At 49.8% G+C, this 18,213-nt stretch carries 16 protein-coding genes; 9 read left to right on the top strand and 7 right to left on the bottom strand.

The window, feature by feature from the left end; all coding sequences use genetic code 11:
- Positions 1-219: 219 nt before the first annotated feature.
- Positions 220-1,377, bottom strand: coding sequence for a hypothetical protein (locus RID21_RS02335; protein ID WP_350187000.1), 1,158 nt, complete (start codon positions 1,375-1,377; stop codon positions 220-222).
- A gap of 225 nt (positions 1,378-1,602) precedes the next feature.
- On the opposite strand from RID21_RS02335, the gene RID21_RS02330 reads away from it, so the two are divergent.
- From RID21_RS02330 to RID21_RS02305, 6 genes are all read left to right on the top strand, one after another.
- Positions 1,603-3,624 (top strand): Hsp70 family protein, encoded by a 2,022-nt coding sequence (locus RID21_RS02330; protein WP_350186999.1) that lies wholly within the window; start codon positions 1,603-1,605, stop codon positions 3,622-3,624.
- Between the two features lie 54 nt (positions 3,625-3,678).
- Complete coding sequence (gene menC / locus RID21_RS02325) at positions 3,679-4,791, top strand: o-succinylbenzoate synthase (protein WP_350186998.1); 1,113 nt, start codon at positions 3,679-3,681, stop codon at positions 4,789-4,791.
- Positions 4,792-4,946: 155 nt separating this feature from the next.
- Positions 4,947-5,468 carry an RNA polymerase sigma factor gene (locus tag RID21_RS02320; protein ID WP_145039932.1) on the top strand — a complete coding sequence of 174 codons (522 nt, stop codon included), beginning with the start codon at positions 4,947-4,949 and terminating at the stop codon, positions 5,466-5,468.
- Between the two features lie 26 nt (positions 5,469-5,494).
- Entirely contained in the window at positions 5,495-6,247 is a 753-nt protein-coding gene (locus RID21_RS02315; protein WP_350186997.1) for a hypothetical protein, read from the top strand.
- Positions 6,248-6,404: 157 nt separating this feature from the next.
- Positions 6,405-7,436: a lactonase family protein gene (locus tag RID21_RS02310; RefSeq protein ID WP_350186996.1), complete on the top strand. Its 1,032-nt coding sequence runs from the start codon at positions 6,405-6,407 to the stop codon at positions 7,434-7,436.
- Between the two features lie 184 nt (positions 7,437-7,620).
- Entirely contained in the window at positions 7,621-8,034 is a 414-nt protein-coding gene (locus tag RID21_RS02305; RefSeq protein WP_350186995.1) for a hypothetical protein, read from the top strand.
- 50 nt (positions 8,035-8,084) lie between these two features.
- Here RID21_RS02305 and RID21_RS02300 read toward each other — a convergent pair whose 3' ends face one another.
- Positions 8,085-8,417: a TfoX/Sxy family protein gene (locus RID21_RS02300; RefSeq protein ID WP_350186994.1), complete on the bottom strand. Its 333-nt coding sequence runs from the start codon at positions 8,415-8,417 to the stop codon at positions 8,085-8,087.
- Positions 8,418-8,704: 287 nt separating this feature from the next.
- Between RID21_RS02300 and RID21_RS02295 the strand changes: the two genes are divergently transcribed.
- The 3 genes from RID21_RS02295 to sixA all read left to right on the top strand — a co-directional run bounded on the left by RID21_RS02295 (position 8,705) and on the right by sixA (position 11,364).
- Complete coding sequence (locus RID21_RS02295; protein ID WP_350186993.1) at positions 8,705-9,499, top strand: phosphatase domain-containing putative toxin; 795 nt, start codon at positions 8,705-8,707, stop codon at positions 9,497-9,499.
- A gap of 186 nt (positions 9,500-9,685) precedes the next feature.
- The gene (locus tag RID21_RS02290; RefSeq protein ID WP_350186992.1) at positions 9,686-10,825 is read left to right on the top strand and encodes a dienelactone hydrolase family protein; all 1,140 of its coding nucleotides are present in this window, start codon (positions 9,686-9,688) and stop codon (positions 10,823-10,825) included.
- 62 nt (positions 10,826-10,887) lie between these two features.
- Entirely contained in the window at positions 10,888-11,364 is a 477-nt protein-coding gene (sixA, locus tag RID21_RS02285) for a phosphohistidine phosphatase SixA (RefSeq protein WP_350186991.1), read from the top strand.
- Positions 11,365-11,402: 38 nt separating this feature from the next.
- Here sixA and RID21_RS02280 read toward each other — a convergent pair whose 3' ends face one another.
- The 5 genes from RID21_RS02280 to RID21_RS02260 all read right to left on the bottom strand — a co-directional run bounded on the left by RID21_RS02280 (position 11,403) and on the right by RID21_RS02260 (position 18,082).
- Positions 11,403-12,074, bottom strand: coding sequence for an HAD family hydrolase (locus tag RID21_RS02280; protein WP_350186990.1), 672 nt, complete (start codon positions 12,072-12,074; stop codon positions 11,403-11,405).
- An 87-nt stretch (positions 12,075-12,161) separates the two neighbouring features.
- Positions 12,162-13,523: a (Fe-S)-binding protein gene (locus RID21_RS02275; protein ID WP_350186989.1), complete on the bottom strand. Its 1,362-nt coding sequence runs from the start codon at positions 13,521-13,523 to the stop codon at positions 12,162-12,164.
- Positions 13,524-13,579: 56 nt separating this feature from the next.
- Complete coding sequence (locus RID21_RS02270; protein ID WP_350186988.1) at positions 13,580-14,962, bottom strand: FAD-binding protein; 1,383 nt, start codon at positions 14,960-14,962, stop codon at positions 13,580-13,582.
- Positions 14,901-16,409, bottom strand: a complete 1,509-nt coding sequence (locus RID21_RS02265; protein ID WP_350186987.1) for an FAD-binding oxidoreductase — start codon at positions 16,407-16,409, stop codon at positions 14,901-14,903. The genes RID21_RS02270 and RID21_RS02265 overlap by 62 nt, the downstream gene beginning before the upstream one ends.
- Positions 16,410-16,585: 176 nt before the next feature.
- Positions 16,586-18,082 carry a DUF3604 domain-containing protein gene (locus RID21_RS02260; RefSeq protein ID WP_350186986.1) on the bottom strand — a complete coding sequence of 499 codons (1,497 nt, stop codon included), beginning with the start codon at positions 18,080-18,082 and terminating at the stop codon, positions 16,586-16,588.
- Between the last annotated feature and the right edge of the window lie 131 nt (positions 18,083-18,213).

Here is an 18,213-nt window from a genome sequence, read left to right as displayed (position 1 = left end):
TAACAATTCCGTTTCCTGAGCGGGCGGAAGATAGCCTCTGTACAGTGTGGGTGATCTCGTTAAAAGACTCACAAAGACTTGTTTTCACTCACTAATTCGGGATGTTACCCGATTTGAGGCGTTAATTCAAAGTATCACCCTAGCGCCAATGGAGAAAGTTCCGGGAAAGTTGGGAATGTCAAATGTCCTTAGAGGAAGGCTGCTCTTAAGTTAATGTCTCTAATTATCGGGTGTCAAAGACACCTTGATCCCCTCAATTTGATAAGACAGATTGAGAGGGCCGAACAGGACATCAAAAAACTCATTCGCATCCGCGTTCTGGACCGAAATATCGATTCTCTGAGTGAGATCGACGCCAGCTTGTTTTAACTGCTGAGGCTGATACTCAAATTCAATTCCGGACTGCTCCAGTTTCTGCATGACGGCCAGTACCGGGACTTTCTGAGCCCGAAGCGTGAACTTACGGCGTTGAATGGGAAGTACGTCAATTTGAGGAGTTCCCATCTTACGAACAGGGCGCTTTGAGGGATTCAGTTCTGCTTCAACTTTTTCCTGAAGGTCAGCAGAAGCATCAACCAGCAGCATCCTGCCTTCCCTGGTGATCATCGCTGCAGGGAACAATTCTTTGAGATGTTCAATCGTTTCATTCAGTGAACGTCCTCGGGATGAGTATGTTTTTTGAACAGTCACATGATCCGGAACCGGCAAAAGCCGAATCGCGGTTCCCTGCTTTTCCCAGAGGAAGGTCAGATTCAGTTGATTTAACACCAGGAGCAGTGCTTCATTGGCATTCACTGCCATCAGGGCGCCATGTGACCACAAATCATGGGGAATTCGCTCTGGATTACTGATGGTAATCTGATAGGAGTCTGCTATCTGATTGAGTAATTGAACCGGCGTATCGAGGTCCTGATAGTAAAACGACTTATTTCTGGAAAGCTGAGTTGCTCGCGTTTTCATATCAGGTTGATTGTCTGACAGAGCGAGCAATTCCTGCTGCTTTTGTGCCAGCAGGGTTTTGAATGTCCCCATGGCCTGATCAGGTCCCAGGTAGACGTTACTTCCGACAACGATGGCTCTGGCGTGGAGCGCCGAGGCAATCTCATCCAACCCTGCTTCCAGGCTCTGGTTCTGAAGATCAATTTTGAGAGTCGTGGATGGATCGATGCGGCGGTCGAGGATCAGGGAAATCTGTTGTGTTTTCTCAATCCTTTCCAGAACCGTTCGAATTCCCACGTTTGACCAGGAGGCAGAGATTGGCTGAGTCAGGGCATGCCTGAAATTGCGTTCTACCAGGTAAAGTGGTTGATCCCGGTTGAGAATAACGGGGGATTCTGTTGTCAGTTGGGCAAGCAGTTCCGATTGCGTAATAAACATTGTCAGGCACATTGAAAACAGGCTGGCAATGATGAACGGGAGATTCCGGGGGGCGGACTGACGCACTTTTCAGAACTTTCTATCGGACTGTCTTCCAATGCAGGAAAACGGAAATCAGGTGCTGGAGTGTGACTTGTTTCCATGATACCATATCAAAGGAGTCTATGCCTGCCCATTTGTGCGGGAGATATGCGAAAATACTTATCTGAAGAGAGTTAAGGCGCTATGCAGAAGTTACAGGCTGTCGGCATTGATTTAGGAACTACCTATTCTTGCATCGCTCATCTGAATGAACATGGAGAGCCGGTCACCATTCCCAATCTGGAAGGTGAACTATCTACTCCCTCCGTGGCTATGTTTGACGGCGCTGAAGTGATTGTTGGCACCGAAGCGCTCAGGCACGCCATCGTTAATCCGCAGAATGTGGTTCAGCATGCAAAACGCTTTCTAGGTAAGCAGGATTTTCGATGGGAAATTGACGGGCGCTACTTTTCTCCCCGGGATATCTCTGCATTCATCCTGAAGAAGCTTTTAGCTTCCGCAGAGGAACGTATCGGTCGGATTGATTCGGCCGTCATCACAGTTCCGGCTCAGTTCAGCGATTTGCAGAGACAGGAAACAATCGCGGCTGGTAAGCAGGCAGGACTGACACAGGTCGATCTGATCAATGAACCGGTGGCTGCTGCCCTGTGTTACGTGCTGGGGTCCGAGGGGATGTGGTTTGCCGAACTTGCGGAAGAGCAGCGCATTCTGGTTTACGACCTGGGGGGCGGTACGTTCGACCTGTCACTGGTTAAGTACCAGAAAGATGAAGTAGAAGTGATTGCCAGTGGTGGTGATCTCAAGCTGGGGGGGATTGACTGGAACAGTACACTGCAGGCATCAGTGGCTGAGCAGTTTTACAATGAGTTCGGCATCAATCCCTGCAACGATCCAGAAAGCCTGCAGTATCTCGCGAACGAAGTCGAGCAGGCGAAACGCAGCCTGACTGTCAGACCGAAAACCACCCTGGCTTGCCAGGTTGGCTCACAGCGTAAAACCTATCAGATTACACAGTCTCAGTTTGAGCAACTGAGTAAAGGGCTGGTCGATCGTACAACTGAAATCACCCGGGCACTGTTGAAGGACAACAATATGGGCTGGGCGCATGTGGATGTTGTGCTGACCACGGGGGGCTCCTCCCGCATGCCCATGATTCGTGATGCTCTGAAACAGGCCAGCGGTACAACACAGAATCTGTCATTACCCCCGGATCAGTCGATTGCCCATGGTGCAGCTTATTATGCGGGAATGTTGCTCAGTAACCGGGAATACGCGGAATCGATTCTGACGAAGGATGCCGCCAGTCGACTGTCCAAAATGAAGCAGCACAGCGTCAACGCGCGGTCACTGGGCTTTCTGGTGCGTGACCAGACGGGACAACAGCGGATCCCGCATTATCTCCTGCCAGCCAACACAAAGTTGCCGGCAGCGGTCAAACATACCTACGGAACTGTCTCCCCTGATCAACGCCGGGTGCATCTAAAGCTGATCGAAAGTGGCGCTTCTCAGGATGAACCATTTGTCATTCTGGGGAACTGCAAAATTGAAGGACTGCCTCCGAATCTACCGGTCGATTCCAAGATCGAAGTACAGATGGAATATGATGCGGAGGCACGTGTGCATGTTTCTGCGAAAGACGTGACAAGCGGAAAAGAGGCACGGATTGAAATTTCTCGGGAGCAGAACCTGATATCCACAGTTCCTGCAACTGCAGAGGCCACTCCGTCGGACAGGACACAGAAAGATTCTCAGTCTGATCCGCTGATGCTTCAGGAAATACTTGATCAGGCAGAATCCATCAAAGCGGAGCGAAAGGAGCAGAAATCCGCGCCCCGGGAATCTTTTACTACCAAACCGAATCCTGTGGCACGTGGACTGGACAGTTCAGAGCGGCCAGTGGCATTATGTAACCAGTGTGGTGACCCCCTGCAGGGGGCACCAGCGTCTGACTGTCCAACCCCGGAACAGCATTCGAAAGGAACAGCATCCAGCCGGTCGAATAAGGGACGTCGTAAGGGCGTCGGAAAACAAACGCCGAAATCGCCTGATGCTCCACCGAAAACCCGTAAAAAACAGGCCGTCTCTCAGAGAAAAAATAAGGGTTCTGCTTTACAGGCACAAAAGAAGCCGCGGCCGCAATCCAGCAAACCGACCAAACTGGATGCTGCTGAGAGCGAATTCTGGGATCTACTGGAAGATGCCTGATCTGCTTTCGGCAAAATTTAATAAAATTTAAAACCACAGGATAACTGATCTCTGATGAAAATAGACCGGATTGAACTTTACCATGTGGCGATGCCACTGATTTATCCCTGGCGTACCGCTTACGGCGAAGACGCAGCCATTCATTCCGTGTTATGCCGGATGACCAGTGGTTCTGTTGATGGCTGGGGGGAAAGCACACCTCTGGCTGCCCCCTGCTACAGTCCGGAATGGGCGGGGGGAGTATTTCATACTGTTTCAGAATGGCTGGCACCAGCAGTCGTTGGACAAAGCTTTGACAGCGGTTCCGCGCTACAGGATGCCCTCTCGTTGTATAAGGGGAATTCATTTGCCAAGGCAGCTCTGGATAATGCCTGGTGGAGTCTGCACAGTCGCATCAGCGGGTCGCCCCTGCATATTGCCTTGGGAGCAACACGCGATGAAGTACCCGTGGGAGCAGACTTCGGAGTGATGGATCATCTGGATGATCTGATTGAGGCAGTTGGAGGAGCCGTTTCGGAAAAGTTCCCGCGGATCAAACTGAAGTTCCGTCCAGGCTGGGATATCCCCATGCTTCAGGCAATTCGGACGGCTTTTCCAGATGATGTATTTCATATTGACTGTAACAGCGGTTACCGCCTGAGCGATCTCCCACTGTTTCAGGCGATCGAAGAATTTGATCTGGCAATGATTGAGCAACCTCTGCAACACGATGACCTGACGGACCATGTTCGACTGCAGGAACAAATTAAAACGCCGGTTTGTCTGGATGAGAGTATTACGCACCCCTATCGTGCACAGCAGGCAGTCAATTTGAAGAGTTGTCAATATGTCAACGTCAAGCCGGGCCGCGTGGGTGGCCTGACAAACGCCGTCAAGATTCATGATCTCTGTCAGGCTGCGGGAATTCCCTGCTGGGTCGGGGGGATGCTGGAGAGCGCAACAGGAGCCTCGCATTGTACTGCCCTGGCGATGCTGGATAACTTCACCTATCCCGCTGATATTTTCCCCAGCGAGAAATATTATCGAGAAGATATGGCCCAAGAGCCTCTGAGACTCGTCAATCTTGAGGGAGGAATCCCGGGGGTGAAAGCGTTTGACGAATTGCCAGATCCAGATATGAATCGCCTGCAGGCACTCACACTCCAACACAAAGTAATTGAAGCTTGAGTTTCTGTAAGATTCAGTTTACTCTGGGTTCGTATGTTCACATCTGGCTGCTGTAGCAAACCGGAGTGGGAAAAAACGAGAAACTTCTAAGAAATTCACCTTCCTGGGGAATAACCAGATGTCTTTCTGCCTCTGTTTAGTTAGAGAATCAGGTTATGTCACGGACCAGTCGTAACAATTCGGAAGAACTGACACGATTAGTTGATGAGTATTATCAACTGCTGTATCGCTATGCTTTTCGCCTTTCGGGGGACAGAGCTGATGCAGAAGATCTGACTCAGCAAACTTATCTAATCGCCCAGAAAAAACTGTCCCAGTTACGCGATGCAAGGTCTGCCCGTTCCTGGTTGTGTACGATTTTGCGAAATTTGTTTCTAAAAAAAGTCACGCGGAAAGCAGAGCCTGTTTCACTGGGATCCAGTCCTGATGTTGCCTCTGATCCTGCAGAGATACCGGAACTGACCTCAGAAGAACTTCAGACTGCACTGGACGAATTGCCCGAGGATTTTCGACTTCCCTTATTAATGTTTTATTTTGAAGAACAATCCTACAAAGAAATTTCGAATGAGTTGTCTATCCCGCTGGGAACCGTGATGAGTCGACTGGCACGTGCTAGGGCTTTTCTGCAGGAACGGTTTGCTTCGCTCCGGGAAGATATAAGTCCGATTCATTCATAAAAATGATTGCCCTTTACGGTATTACCATGAACGCTTCCGAATCATCCAGATCACCTGAATATTCTGAGCCAGATCATTCTGCCTCAGATTCATTCGCTGATGGTCCCGTCTTTCATTCGGAGCTCAAGCGTGTTTTATTTGAGGTAGATGTACCCGAAAATGGAAAGCAGGGAGTACTGGATGCTCTGGCCCAAAGTGACTCCGACGCCACCATCTCTATAGATCACCCCCCTGTTTCCCGTAGAGCTTTTCTCAAAAACCCGGGAACCTTGGTGGGGCTTTCGACTTGCCTGCTGTTTGCCGCAGTTCTGGCGTTTTTCTGGGTAACCCGACAACCGGTAATTCCTCTGGCGAAGCTCAGTCCAGAACTGAATCTGGACAGTCGCTTCATGTCGGAATTCGATGGAAATTTCGCGACCTCATTTCCGGCACAAGGTGGCTGGCATCAAAAGGGTCTGTTGAACTTTATTGGTCAGACCTACGGACTTTCCATCAGCGAGTCAGTCGTGCACGACGCTGCGGTTCGTTTTTTCAGACTTTCATCAGGAAAAACTCGCACAGTCTATGGTGCTCTGCTGCAGATTCCTGCCAGTAGAGTCAGTCCCCTGCCCACCTTAACCTCTTTTGATCCAGGCAAGGTCGAGTATACTCAACTGGGTAAGGGGAATTACGCGACCGTGAAATGGGTCGAAGCAGATCAGGTTTATGTCTGCATTGTCTTTGGTGGTGCCCGGGAGTTGGAAGCTCTGGGACGTGCTTTACAATCGACTGCCGCTTGAAATCTCTCTACTAACCGGCTCTACTGGTATCTGCAGTTGTTTGACGCTGCGCAAGTGAATGGAGTCTGACTATTTCCCTATCAACTTCTGAATTTCCAGGGTAGCCGCCATGTTCTCACTGCTTCGATTTTACCTGTTTCTTTCCGGAGTCTGTCTTGTGTCTGTTCTTCCCTCTCAAGCAGCCAGCTATGTTTACATTTCTCTGGGCGGCGAGAAGAAGATTGCCATCTATCAGCAGAATGAGGCGGATGGAAAACTGACACATCTTACCGACGTTAAAGTCCCAGGCGCGCCAGGCTGTCTGGAAGTCGATCCAGAGAAGAAATATCTGTTTGCATCCATCCGCTCTGCCAAAGAGTTCATGAGCTTCAGTATCAATCCTGAAAACGGCGAACTCACGCTCATCTCTGCAGTACCAGCGGGGGGAAATGCAGCTTACATCGCCACAGACCGTAAGGGACGCTACCTGCTTTCAGCTTATTATGGTGAGGGGAAAGTAGCCGTGCATCGGCTCAAGAAAGATGGCACAATCCTGCCCGAAATTCTCCAGACAATTCCGACAGACAAAAATGCACATGCCATTCTGGCCGATCAGTCAAATCGGTACGTGTTTGTACCCCATACGGGGCCCAATGCGGTCTATCAGTTTTTATGGAATGAAGCTGACGGAAAATTAAAAGCGAATGAACCGGCCATTTTCGAAGCGGCCCCCGAGATGGAGCCCCGCCACCTGGCAGTTTCAAAAGACAATCGTTTTATCTATTTCGATAACGAAAAAGGGAGTTCTGTCACTGCCTGTGAGCTTGATTCCGAATCTGGAACCTTGAAGGCGTTTCAAACCATTTCCACTTTGCCGGCTGATTTCGAAGGGAGGAATACCTGTGCCGATATTGAACTCTCTCCCTCAGGAAAAAACCTGTATGCTTCCAATCGGGGACATGACAGCATTGCCTGTTTTGCCGTTGATCCTCAGACCGGAAAACTGAAATCACTGGGACAGGCAGCGACCGAGAAAACGCCGCGATCCTTCAACATCGACCCGGAAGGACACTTCCTGTACGCCGCGGGACAAAATAACGGGAAACTAGCTGCCTATCGTATTGATTCCCAGACCGGCAAGTTGACGCGGATTGACACCTACGAGGTGGGGAAATCTCCGTCCTGGGTTGAGGTCGTAAAGGTTCCCTAAATTGCCTGATTCAATCTGAAATAATTTCCAGTTCGAGTTTTGGATGAATTGCTTCAGATCATCGGTGGTGAAAGTCGATGAGTCTCCATAAGTGATCCTGTGATGACAGGACGCACGTATGCGCACACTGATAGCGCAGAACGGACTTTGACTATTCATTTTCTACTGAAGAGAGAGGCTGGGTATGCGCTCTTCTGCCGTTGCTGTAATTCTGATCTCGCAGTGTCTGATGTCACCGGCGTTCAGCCAGGAGCAGGTTCCTCTTCAGATCAGCTCAGATAACAAAAGTTCTGATGAGAGCCAGGGGAAAGTGAATATCACCAGAGGGCCTTCCAAACAGACTGGACCTGCTTACCAGCGAATGTCTGTCAGCCAGCGCCTGATTCAACAGCGTGCATTCTTGCAGGCCAAACAGCGCATGGAGCGGATCGCCGCACGTAAAGCGATGGGGATCACTCCTGGCCGGCCTACAGTCAATATCAATGTGAGCCCGATTCCGACCTATGCACAGATTATGCAGGAGTCTTCCGGATTCTATTTTGATCCCTACCACTATTATGGTTACTGGTATGGTGCCCCGGGCTATGTGTTCCCTTGAATCCGTTAAGTGCTGGATTGCCTTGAACCAGTATCGGAGTTAATCCGCAGTTACGTTTTGTCAGGCAGCGTCCGTACAAATTTGACGGCCTGATTGACCCACTCTTTCAGATCAATGTCCTCCTGAGTTCCCTCAGCTTTGACATAGATCATGCTTTTCATCACTTTGCCTGTGAAATCCATCTCGTGTGTAAATGGTTCCTGCAGTGCCTGTGCAGCTTTCTTTTCTCCCAGCCGTAACATGAGATTAGTCCCCGTGACTCCACAGCACATGTTCCCATTGAGCAGAAAACAGATTCCCCCAAACATTTTTCGCTGAGAATACCCTGCCCGGCGACACAACAGTTGATGTATTCTGTCGGCGAGAGCCTCGTCGTATGCCATGTCAGCTTCCTCTAAGCGTGTCTGATATTGAAGATTGCTTTCTCAAAACAAAATATTTCTTTACGCCTTTTTTGTCTAGATAACTGAACAAAAAAGGCTTGTCTGCTATTCTAAATAGGTGACGGGCAATCTTTTGAAATGTGAAGACGAAACAGGTACGACAGGACATGGCATATTTCCGCAGCATTACTCTTTTCAGTATGCTTCTTCTGGTTAATAACAGTGGTTCTTTATCAGGTCAGCAGACGGATACAGCGCCCGCTCAAAAGCCCGTTGGTGTAAAGTCGATGAGTCTGCCAGGTCTGGATAATGTCTTTCAGGTCGATGAGGCAGTTTACTCTGGTAGTGGGCCGGCAGATCAGCGGAGTTTTGACGCCCTGCAAAAACTCGGAGTCAAAACCATCGTCAGTGTCGATGGAACTGAACCACATTTGGAGATGGCCCGGCGTGCGGGAATGCGTTATGTACATATTCCAATCGGCTATGATGGCGTATCAAACGATGCGGGACTGGCTTTTGCACGCGTCGCAAAGGAGATTAAAGGCCCGGTTTATATCCATTGTCATCATGGCAAACACCGTGGACCCACTGCGACTGCGGTCGTCGGATTGTGTCGAGGTACTTTTAATCAGCAACAGGCACTCGACTTTTTAAAGCTGGCAGGTACCAGTAAGGACTATGCGGGATTATGGAGAGACATCCGGAACTTTAAAGTTCCTTCCGCTGATACTCCGCGCCCGGAACTGGTGGAGTCCACACCAGTTTCCCCTTTGGTCAAAGCCATGTCGCAGATCAGCCATCATTTCGAATCGCTGGATCAAATGCAGACGCAAAATCAACATCCCCTGGTCAGGAAAAAGAATCACGAGACCCTGGTACTTCTGAAAGAGGAGTTTCGTGAGGCGGCACGTAAGTATGCTGACGACTATGATGAGATGTTTCAAAAATGGATGAGAGAATCTGAGAAACGGGTCGATACGCTGCAAACAGCATTTCAGAAGGATGACCAGAAGCAGATGGCCCGGGAGTTAAAAGCATTCAAAATGCAATGCAAGCGATGTCACGTCGCTTATCGGGATTGATCAGCACTGAAATCAATGCCAATCAAGACCAGACACTGAACCCATACACAGAAGGCAGACGGGGAACAGCCGTTGAGTGGATCTATACCTTTGAAAAACAGAAGAAATTTAAATTCAAGAGTTGTGATTCCCTTTCTTGATTGATGATAATGCATGCTCCTATCCAGTTTCGATAAGGGTATATTCATGCGATCATCTTTATTGTGTTTCCTCTCTTGTCTGGGAGTGATTTTGGGATACAGCCTCACCGCGTACTCGGAAGAAGCCGGTTCCAGGCAACGGTCAGAGCCCGAAAAAATTGAGTCATCCTGGGATGACCTGCTTTATGGTATTGAATCACCTGAGGAGTGGGCAGAGCATAAACAGGAACTGAGAAAACGCTATCTGGAGTTGCTCCGAGATCAGTACAAACCGGAAAAGCCCGATCTGCAAATCCAGTTTCATGATACAGTCATTGTAGACGGTATCTATCGCCGACAGTTGATCAGCTACCAGGTAGAAAAAGATGAACGGGCGCATGCCTACCTGGGAGTCCCCCTCAATTTAAGAGGACCTGCCCCCGCGGTTGTTGCCTTGCACGGCACTTATAAATACGGCAAACAGCGTGCAGCAGGTTTGATCGATAACCCCGACAAGGCTTACCTTGATCATCTCTGTCGACGTGGTTATGTAGTAATTGCTCCCGATCATTTTGTTGCAGGACACCGGATCCCGGAAGCGGGGCCATATGACACCAAAGCGTTTCATGAGAAACATCCACATTGGACCTCGGTTGGAAAGTTTACCTACGAACATTCCATCGCCATTGATGTGCTACAGACTTTGCGGGAGGTTAATCCCGACAAGATCGGCGTGCTGGGGCACTCGCTGGGAGGCCATGGATCAATGTTTCTGGCTGCCTATGATGAGCGAGTACAGGCGGCAGCTGGGAATTGCAGTGCCTCATTTTTCCGACAGAATGCGCGTGTAGAAGCCTGGGCGAGAGATCGCTGGTACGTATATTTTAATCATATCCGCCCGGATCTTCTGGAAGGCAAATTGCCTCCGATTGATTTTCATGAAATTATGTCACTGATCGCACCGCGGGCATTTCTGGATCTCTCGGGACTCAATGACGGTGACCCTTTGACGCAGCGACAAAGAGTGCTGATGTTGTTGAAGGTGATGGACGTTTACGAACTGGAGAAAGCACCTCAGAATTTTGCTTTTTTTGTTCATGGAAAAGGACATTCAGTTGCCCATGAATCACGGGCTCTCATGTATTCCTGGATGGATACGCATCTCAAACCCGAATCTGAAACGAAGACGAAACTGGTCAAACCCTGACTTCTGCCGACGCAGAACTTCATCACAGCTTTGAGCATTCAACTAAGGTAGGAATAATTTAGATGGAACTGTTGATCATCAGGCACGGAAAAGCTGAGCAGGCAGGCGTAGTACCTGGAGGAGATGCAGCCCGACCCCTGACAGAACATGGCACTCACCAGTTTCGAAAGGTCGCTAAATGGATTGCCAAACATGATGCAGGTCCCGAGCTGATTTTACATAGTCCGCTTGTAAGGACAACTCAGACCGCTCAGATCCTGCAGGATGTTACTGAGCTTAGTGATGAAACCTGCTATGCCCAACCCTGGTTGGGATTCGGGCTGAGCCTGGATTCTTTGATCTCTTTTGTCAGATCGACAGCCTTTGAACGAATAGCGATTGTAGCCCACATGCCCGACGTGGCCCGTTGCACTTCCGACCTGATTGGAGGGGGGGCAATCACCTTCAAGCCAGGAAATGCGGCCTGTATTCAATTCGACTCCCTGATTGGCATTGGTCAGGGGAGCCTTAAATGGCACCTCAGTGCGCCTTTGTTCTGATTTATTATTTCAAAACATCATTCAGCAGGTGGGAAACTTTAATTCCGATTTTCTGCCAGGAGTGAGAGAATTCGCTCATCCGTCAACCGCTCAGCGATAAACTTTGCTGAACTGAAATCTCCGTAATTGCTGAACTCATGCGGAATTGAAACCACATAGGCTCCAGCTGCCACGCCAGAGCGGGTGCCGGTTTCACTGTCTTCCAGAACCAGCATATTTTCCGGACTGACTCCCATTTTTTCAGCAGCGGTCAGATAAATTTCCGGATGTGGTTTGCCGTGAGTAACATCCTCAGCAGTCAGGCTGATCGGGAAACGATGAATAATGTCAAACCGGGACAGCAGGGATTCCAGGTAAGGACGAGGTGAAGATGTTGCAACTCCCTTGGGGATGTCCAGTTCTTCCAGGAAATCCAGCAGTTCAAACAAACCCTCCATGGGTTTCAGATGCTGATCCAGCAGGGAACGGAAAATCTCCTGGCTTTCCTCCCAGAGTTCCAGAGGGTCTTCCGGCTTATCCAGGAACTGAGTGAGGTGTTCAAACCCCTCATGAGCACGTCGGCCCATCATCCCTCTCAGAATATCGGGGGTCATTTTTTTTCCGCGTCGCTGCAACAGGGCATCACCGGAGAGGAAAAACACGTGTTCTGTATTAAACATGATGCCATCCAGGTCGAAGGCAACAGCCTGAATGGGGGGGAGTTGAGACATAAAATCACTCTTTGGTTATTTACTGAAAACAAGCTATCCGTTGAGCCTAGGATAGCTTGTTCAAACTCAGTGGATCAACTTGGCCGGCTAAAATACCGGTTTTTGCTTTCGATAACTCAGATCGAGCAGTTCCATGGGGTGTAAGACATGCAGAGGCTTTCTTGCCTGACGTATCTGCGAATCAATCTGGAGCGTGCAGCCGACGTTCCCACTGATGACCACTTCTGCCCCCGTTTCCACAATATTATTCAGTTTTCGTTTGCCTAACTGATCTGCCATCTCAGGCTGTGTCAGATTATAGCTGCCTGCTGCTCCACAGCAGATGGTGGATTCATTCAAGGGGATCAAGGTCAGTCCGGGGATCAGTTCCAGCAGTTTGCGTGGCTGATTCTGGACTTTCTGTGCATGCACCAGGTGGCAGGCGTCGTGATAGGTTGCCTTGAGGGTGATCTCTCCCTCGGGGGCGATCGGTCCCAGTTCAAACAGGAATTCAGAAACATCTTGAAACTTGCCTGCGAACTGTTTCAGTCGTGCTGTCTGTTCCGCAGTGGGCCCCGAAATTTCCTCCGCGATATGTCCATAATCTTTGAGCATGGCTCCACAGCCTGCGACATTGACAATAATGGCATCCAGGTCTTCTTGATCGAAGGCTGCCAGATTCTGGAGAGCAAATTTCAGAGCCTCGTCGTCTGAACCGCTGTGATAATGAATGGCGCCGCAGCAGACCTGGCTGCGGGGGATGACAACCTCGCAACCGTTGGCTTGCAGTACCCGCGCTGTGGCACGGTTGACGTGGCTGTACATCGCTTCTGAAACACAGCCCGTAAACAGGGCCACGCGAGCTCTTTGGGTTCCCTGTGCCGGCAAGACTTCCGGTAGATCTGGTTCTACTGGCTTGAGACGTGGTAACAGGTTGTGCATCCGTTTCAGTTTCTGTGGCAGAAGCTGTGGAAGGCCGAGGATGTCAACCAGCTTGTCAAGTTTAAGGAACTGCATCACTCGGGCTGGCATCAGCGAGAGGCGAATCCGGTTGGGATAGGGGAATAACCGGTACAGGATCCAGCGATGAAACCAGTCATTCTTCGCTCCCCTGCCCTCTTTGGCGTCCAGATGCTGCATGTCTACCCGGAACGGTTCAATTAATCTACCGTATTGAACTCCGGAAGGACACGCCGTTTCACAACTACGACAATCCAGGCAGAGATCCAGGTGGCCTCGAACAGATTCCGAGAGTTCAACGCGTTGATCAACGACCGCACGCATCAGATAAATTCGCCCTCGGGGGCTGTCATTTTCATTCCCTGTTTCCAGATAGGTCGGGCAGGCAGCCGTGCATAAGCCGCAATGAATGCAGTCCAGAAACTTCTCATAGGGAATCTCAGATCCCGGTATTTCTGCAGGATCTTTGGCTGCCGTGGTTGTTTGAGAAAAGGCACTTCCGGGTTTCATGGGATAACTCTTCTGGGGTGAAGCTTACTGATTATGATTGTTTCAGAACTTGTGAATCAGGATTTCACCAGCTCTGTAAATCGTCGTGAGTTCAATAACTGCAGAGGATCTAACGCCTGTTTCAACTGCTGCATTAGTTCCCAGCCGGCGGGAAGCGAACAGAACAGTGGCAGAGATTCAGCCCAGTCAGATTCACACTGGTAGATCGTCAGGTAGCCGGTTCCTGGATCAATTACAGATTGCAGTTGTTCGAGAATTTGATTCACGTTTTCCAGTGAACTGGCAGAATCGGGTAAATGTCCGAATACGATTCCATCTGCTGCATGTGCCTGGACTGCGATATTCAGACTGGTGGCAGTTTCAATGAATGACATCATTTGTGATGGTAAGACAACGGCCTTCAGCGTCACCGGATCATCTGATGACGTTTGATACTCAGTCAAAGCGTTATATAACTGAGAGGCCTGCGCTCCTTCAATAATCTGAGCATCGAGAGAGGAAAAGGCACGCCATTCATTAATAATCTGCTGCGCCTGCCACTTTACAACATTTTCCGGACCTTCATAGCAGATACAAACGGCATGATTTTCATTGGGAAGTTCAATCCGTGATTCGGCAGTGATTTGCCGAGCCGCTTTACTGTTGCAGTATTCAACAGCGGTTGGCCGGGTTCCCGATGTCACAATCGCTTCCAGTGCCTGATCAACACTCTGGCAGGAATCGAAGTCAAACCAGACCAGTTGCATGCACTCTGGTCTGGGGCGCAAATTCAGAGAGACCTGGCTGATAACTGACAATGTTCCCAGAGAGCCGATGAGCATTTTACCAAGGTCATAACCGGCGACATTTTTGACAACTCGACCGCCGGATTTGAACAGATTCCCTACTCCATCGACTGCTGATACACCAATCACGTAATCACGAATCGTACCATAGGAAAAGCGCCGTGGTCCTGAAGTATTGGTGGCGATCACTCCTCCGATGGTAGCCCGGTTAGACTGAGGTACGTCGATTGGCAGACGCTGTCCTTCGGCTGAGATAATTTCATTTAACTGGTTCAGTCTCATTCCGGCTTCGACGGTGATAGTCATGTCGCGGACCGGATAATCAACGACGCGATTCAATTGAGAGGTACAGATCAAAGGACCTGAATGACTGTCCGGGCAGCAGACAGCCAGAGACGTGCGGCCTCCCACTGGGAAAGTCTGTTTGCGGGCAGATGTTGCATTGTCACTCAGGAATCGACTCAATTCAGACTGGGATGTCGGAACAAAATCTTCCGGAGTACCGGAATGTGTGAGTGTCATAAATAGTCTTTCAATCGGTTGTGAGCATAACAGCAGCATGTCCTGCTGGGACATCAGCAGTAGTTGTAGATCAGTGTGGAGCCCGTCGGCCAGGGTGTGATAAAGTGACTGCTGACTGCGATTCTTCTCCATGGGGAGGAAGCACCTTGTCGCGACTGCAGATCTGACGTGGATTGAAAATATTACGAACCTTCTCCATCTGGGAGAGATCCGTTTCATTGAAGATCCGACTCATAAAATTGATTTTCTCCACACCAATTCCATGCTCGCCGGTCACACTGCCTCCCAATTCCAGACACTTGGAGAGAATCTCTTCACTGGCTTCCATTACCTGTTGTATCTGATCCTGATCGCGTTCATCAAACAGCAGAATCGGGTGCACGTTCCCGTCACCAGCATGAAAGACATTCACAATTCTCATGCCATATTTCTGACTGGTGGCTTCAATAAATTCCAGGATTTCCGGTAAGCGGGTTCGGGGGACGACACCATCCTGAGTGCAGTAACTGGGACTGAGTCGACCAATGGCTCCAAATGCCTGCTTGCGGCTTTTCCAGATCAAAAGCCGTTCCTCAGGAGTGTCTGCCCGCTGAATTTCCCGTACGTTATGTGCATTACAGATCTCGACAATCCGTCGTGCTTCCTCATCTAAGGCGATTTCCAGTCCGTCGACTTCGATCAGCAGAACTGCGCCCGCATCGAGGGGGAAACCAAAGTGAAAGGCTTCTTCAATCGCTTGTATGATGCCTTGATCCATCATTTCCAAAGCAGAGGGAATGATACCCGCTGCAATGATTTCTGAGATCGCCCGCGTCGCATCAGAGATGGTCTGAAACACCGCCAGCATTGTACGGTGTGCCTCTGGATCACGCGTCAGGCGTACAATCGCTTTCGTACAGATCCCGAAAGTTCCTTCGTTCCCAACATAGACTCCATGCAGATCGTAGCCTGGTGTTTCTGCTGTCGGCCCCCCCAGATTGATTACCGAGCCATTTGGGAGAACTGCCTCAAGTCCGAGTACGTGGTTTGTAGTGACTCCATATTTGAGTGTATGTGGACCGCCAGAATTAGTGGCGATGTTTCCGCCGATAGTGCACGATCCCTGGCTGGATGGGTCCGGTGCATAGTGGTAACCGGTGCCTTTCAGGGCATTGGTCAGATGCAGGTTCACCATCCCTGGTTCAACGATTGCGTAACGATCGCGTAGATTGATTTCAAGAATCTGTTTCATACGCGTCAGGACAATCATGACTCCCCCGCCGATAGGCAGGCAGCCCCCTGAGAGGCTGGTTCCCGCTCCTCGAGCCAGAAAGGGAACATTAAACTGATTGCAGATTTTGACGATCGACGAGACCTGTTCTGTAGACGTTGGGAAAACGACGATGTCGGGGGCCGATTTGTCAACGATATAGCCGTCACATTCATAGACGAGCAGTTCATCTGCGTCGTAGAGCAGACTGTTTTTCCCTACGATTTGTGTCAGCTGTTGAATCAGTGAGGAAAACGGGCCGCTACCACGCTCCAGTTGTTCCAATACGGGAGCTGCAAGATGCGAGGTCTGGTTGTCTGGGTCAACCATTGTGGGGCTGCTTTCAATGAATGATGAAAGGAAAATGCAAAATTCTATAACTGGTTATTGTAAAACAAAATAAGGTTAAGATTCAATTCCGGGAAACCTGCCAATTGGTCCCCAATATTTGGAAAGAAGTGTATTCTTCTAGCTGGGCAAATTACCAAGAGAGTGACTCATTGAGGTTATTTTGAATTTACCCAGATTGGGCTCGACCATGCCATTTCCCCGTTGGATTGAATAACGCGTACATAGTACCAGTCAGCCTGGTTTCCGTCACCCTCGTCCGTGAATTCAAAGTCTGTTTCCCATTGATTCTGAAAAACGACCCGGTGCAGCATCGCTGATTCCCAGGGGAATGGACGTGTAAACAACATTTCATTACTGACGGCTAACTCACCCAGAGTCTGGGTAAGCTGGCAATCACTGGGGTGGGTGCATTTAATGCTGACTTGAGTCTGTTCATTTCCTTGAATTCGCAGCACAATCGCTTTCTGAGACCAGTCGTCAACCTGTTGTTTCAGTGCTGTAAACGACTGGACGATCAGTCGATCCGATGAAACATCCAGGATTTGATCTCGACGGAATTCATCGAAGGGCCCCGGTGTGAAACAGGGTTGAAACTGCTGAATCTCGCCCCCCTCCACATGTATGGCAAAATTCCAGTCTGCAGTCCCTCCCCAACCCAGAGCGGGCCATGGTCCCCAGCCATATTCGAAACGGAGTACAACCGGATCATTCCAGGACTGGTTATCCGGAATGTTGTCGACGGGAAAGTCGCGATGAATCACACGGCCGTTTTTCAGTACTTCGACCCGGTCGATTACATCCCAGCCCCGTACGTGGACTTTGATACGGCGATCGGGGGTGAATGAGAGTTCCTGTCCCATCATCTGGTCATTCAGGAAAAGGTCGAGTTCAATGCGGTCACCTGTTACCGCATACGTGCGACGATTGCGGATCGCATCGAACAAGGCTTCTCGAGACAGATCGGTGGCTTTGATGGCGGCCAGGCCTTCGCGATATCCACCGGGATGTCCGAGGTGATCGTCGGTACTGGCAATGACCCCCAGTCGGTATCCCTGATTGAGATAGTACTGCAGCGTGTGCTTTGTCCAGCGTCCCCCCTCTGTATGTCTTTTATACGGAAAAGGAGCCCGATCATGTTCTGCGCAACCCCATTCAGAATGAATTTCCAGGACGGGCGACACTTCCGGTGCCTGCTTCGTTACGTCAAAACCGCGGTGTCCCAGTCGATTGGCAGGGTGATGCGGAATCAGCAGGCACCCTCGGTTTCGTGCAAATTCCTGTAGTTCGGCCAGATCTTCGATCAGTTCGTAATCTCCTTTGAGATCTGGATAGAGAATATGATAGTCCCCCTCCTGAGTGCCATGTCGCTCATAGCCTAGAATCGTGACAAACTCTCCTGGCCTGTCGAATTCTCTGGCAAGCTCAACTACTTCTGGCCAGCGGGAGCGGGCTATATGAAATCCATTCTTCCATTTGTGGGATATTTTGCCATCGTATTCCACAATATCAGGCCAGTAGGAATGGGGAGTGAAAGCGTAGAAATCGAGATGGTTCCGGGCGATTTCAAAGGAGCGGTCCAGAGAACCCTGGGCGTAGCCCACATGGTTGTGGTTATGCAGGTCTCCGAAATAAGTCTGGAATTCTGTGGTCATGGATTTGGCGCTTGTGCATTGCTTTGTTTGAAGAAATCAGAATCACTCATTTCAGAGTATCTTGCAGCGGAGCGTTCTACAAATGGCATTTCCTGATTCTAATCTAAATACAGACTTAATCGTGAAAAACA

It is taken from the genome of Gimesia sp., from assembly GCF_040219335.1.
Taxonomy (GTDB): domain Bacteria; phylum Planctomycetota; class Planctomycetia; order Planctomycetales; family Planctomycetaceae; genus Gimesia.
The sequence above is the reverse complement of the archived record's forward strand: the minus strand, read 5'-3'. Positions and strand labels throughout refer to the sequence as shown.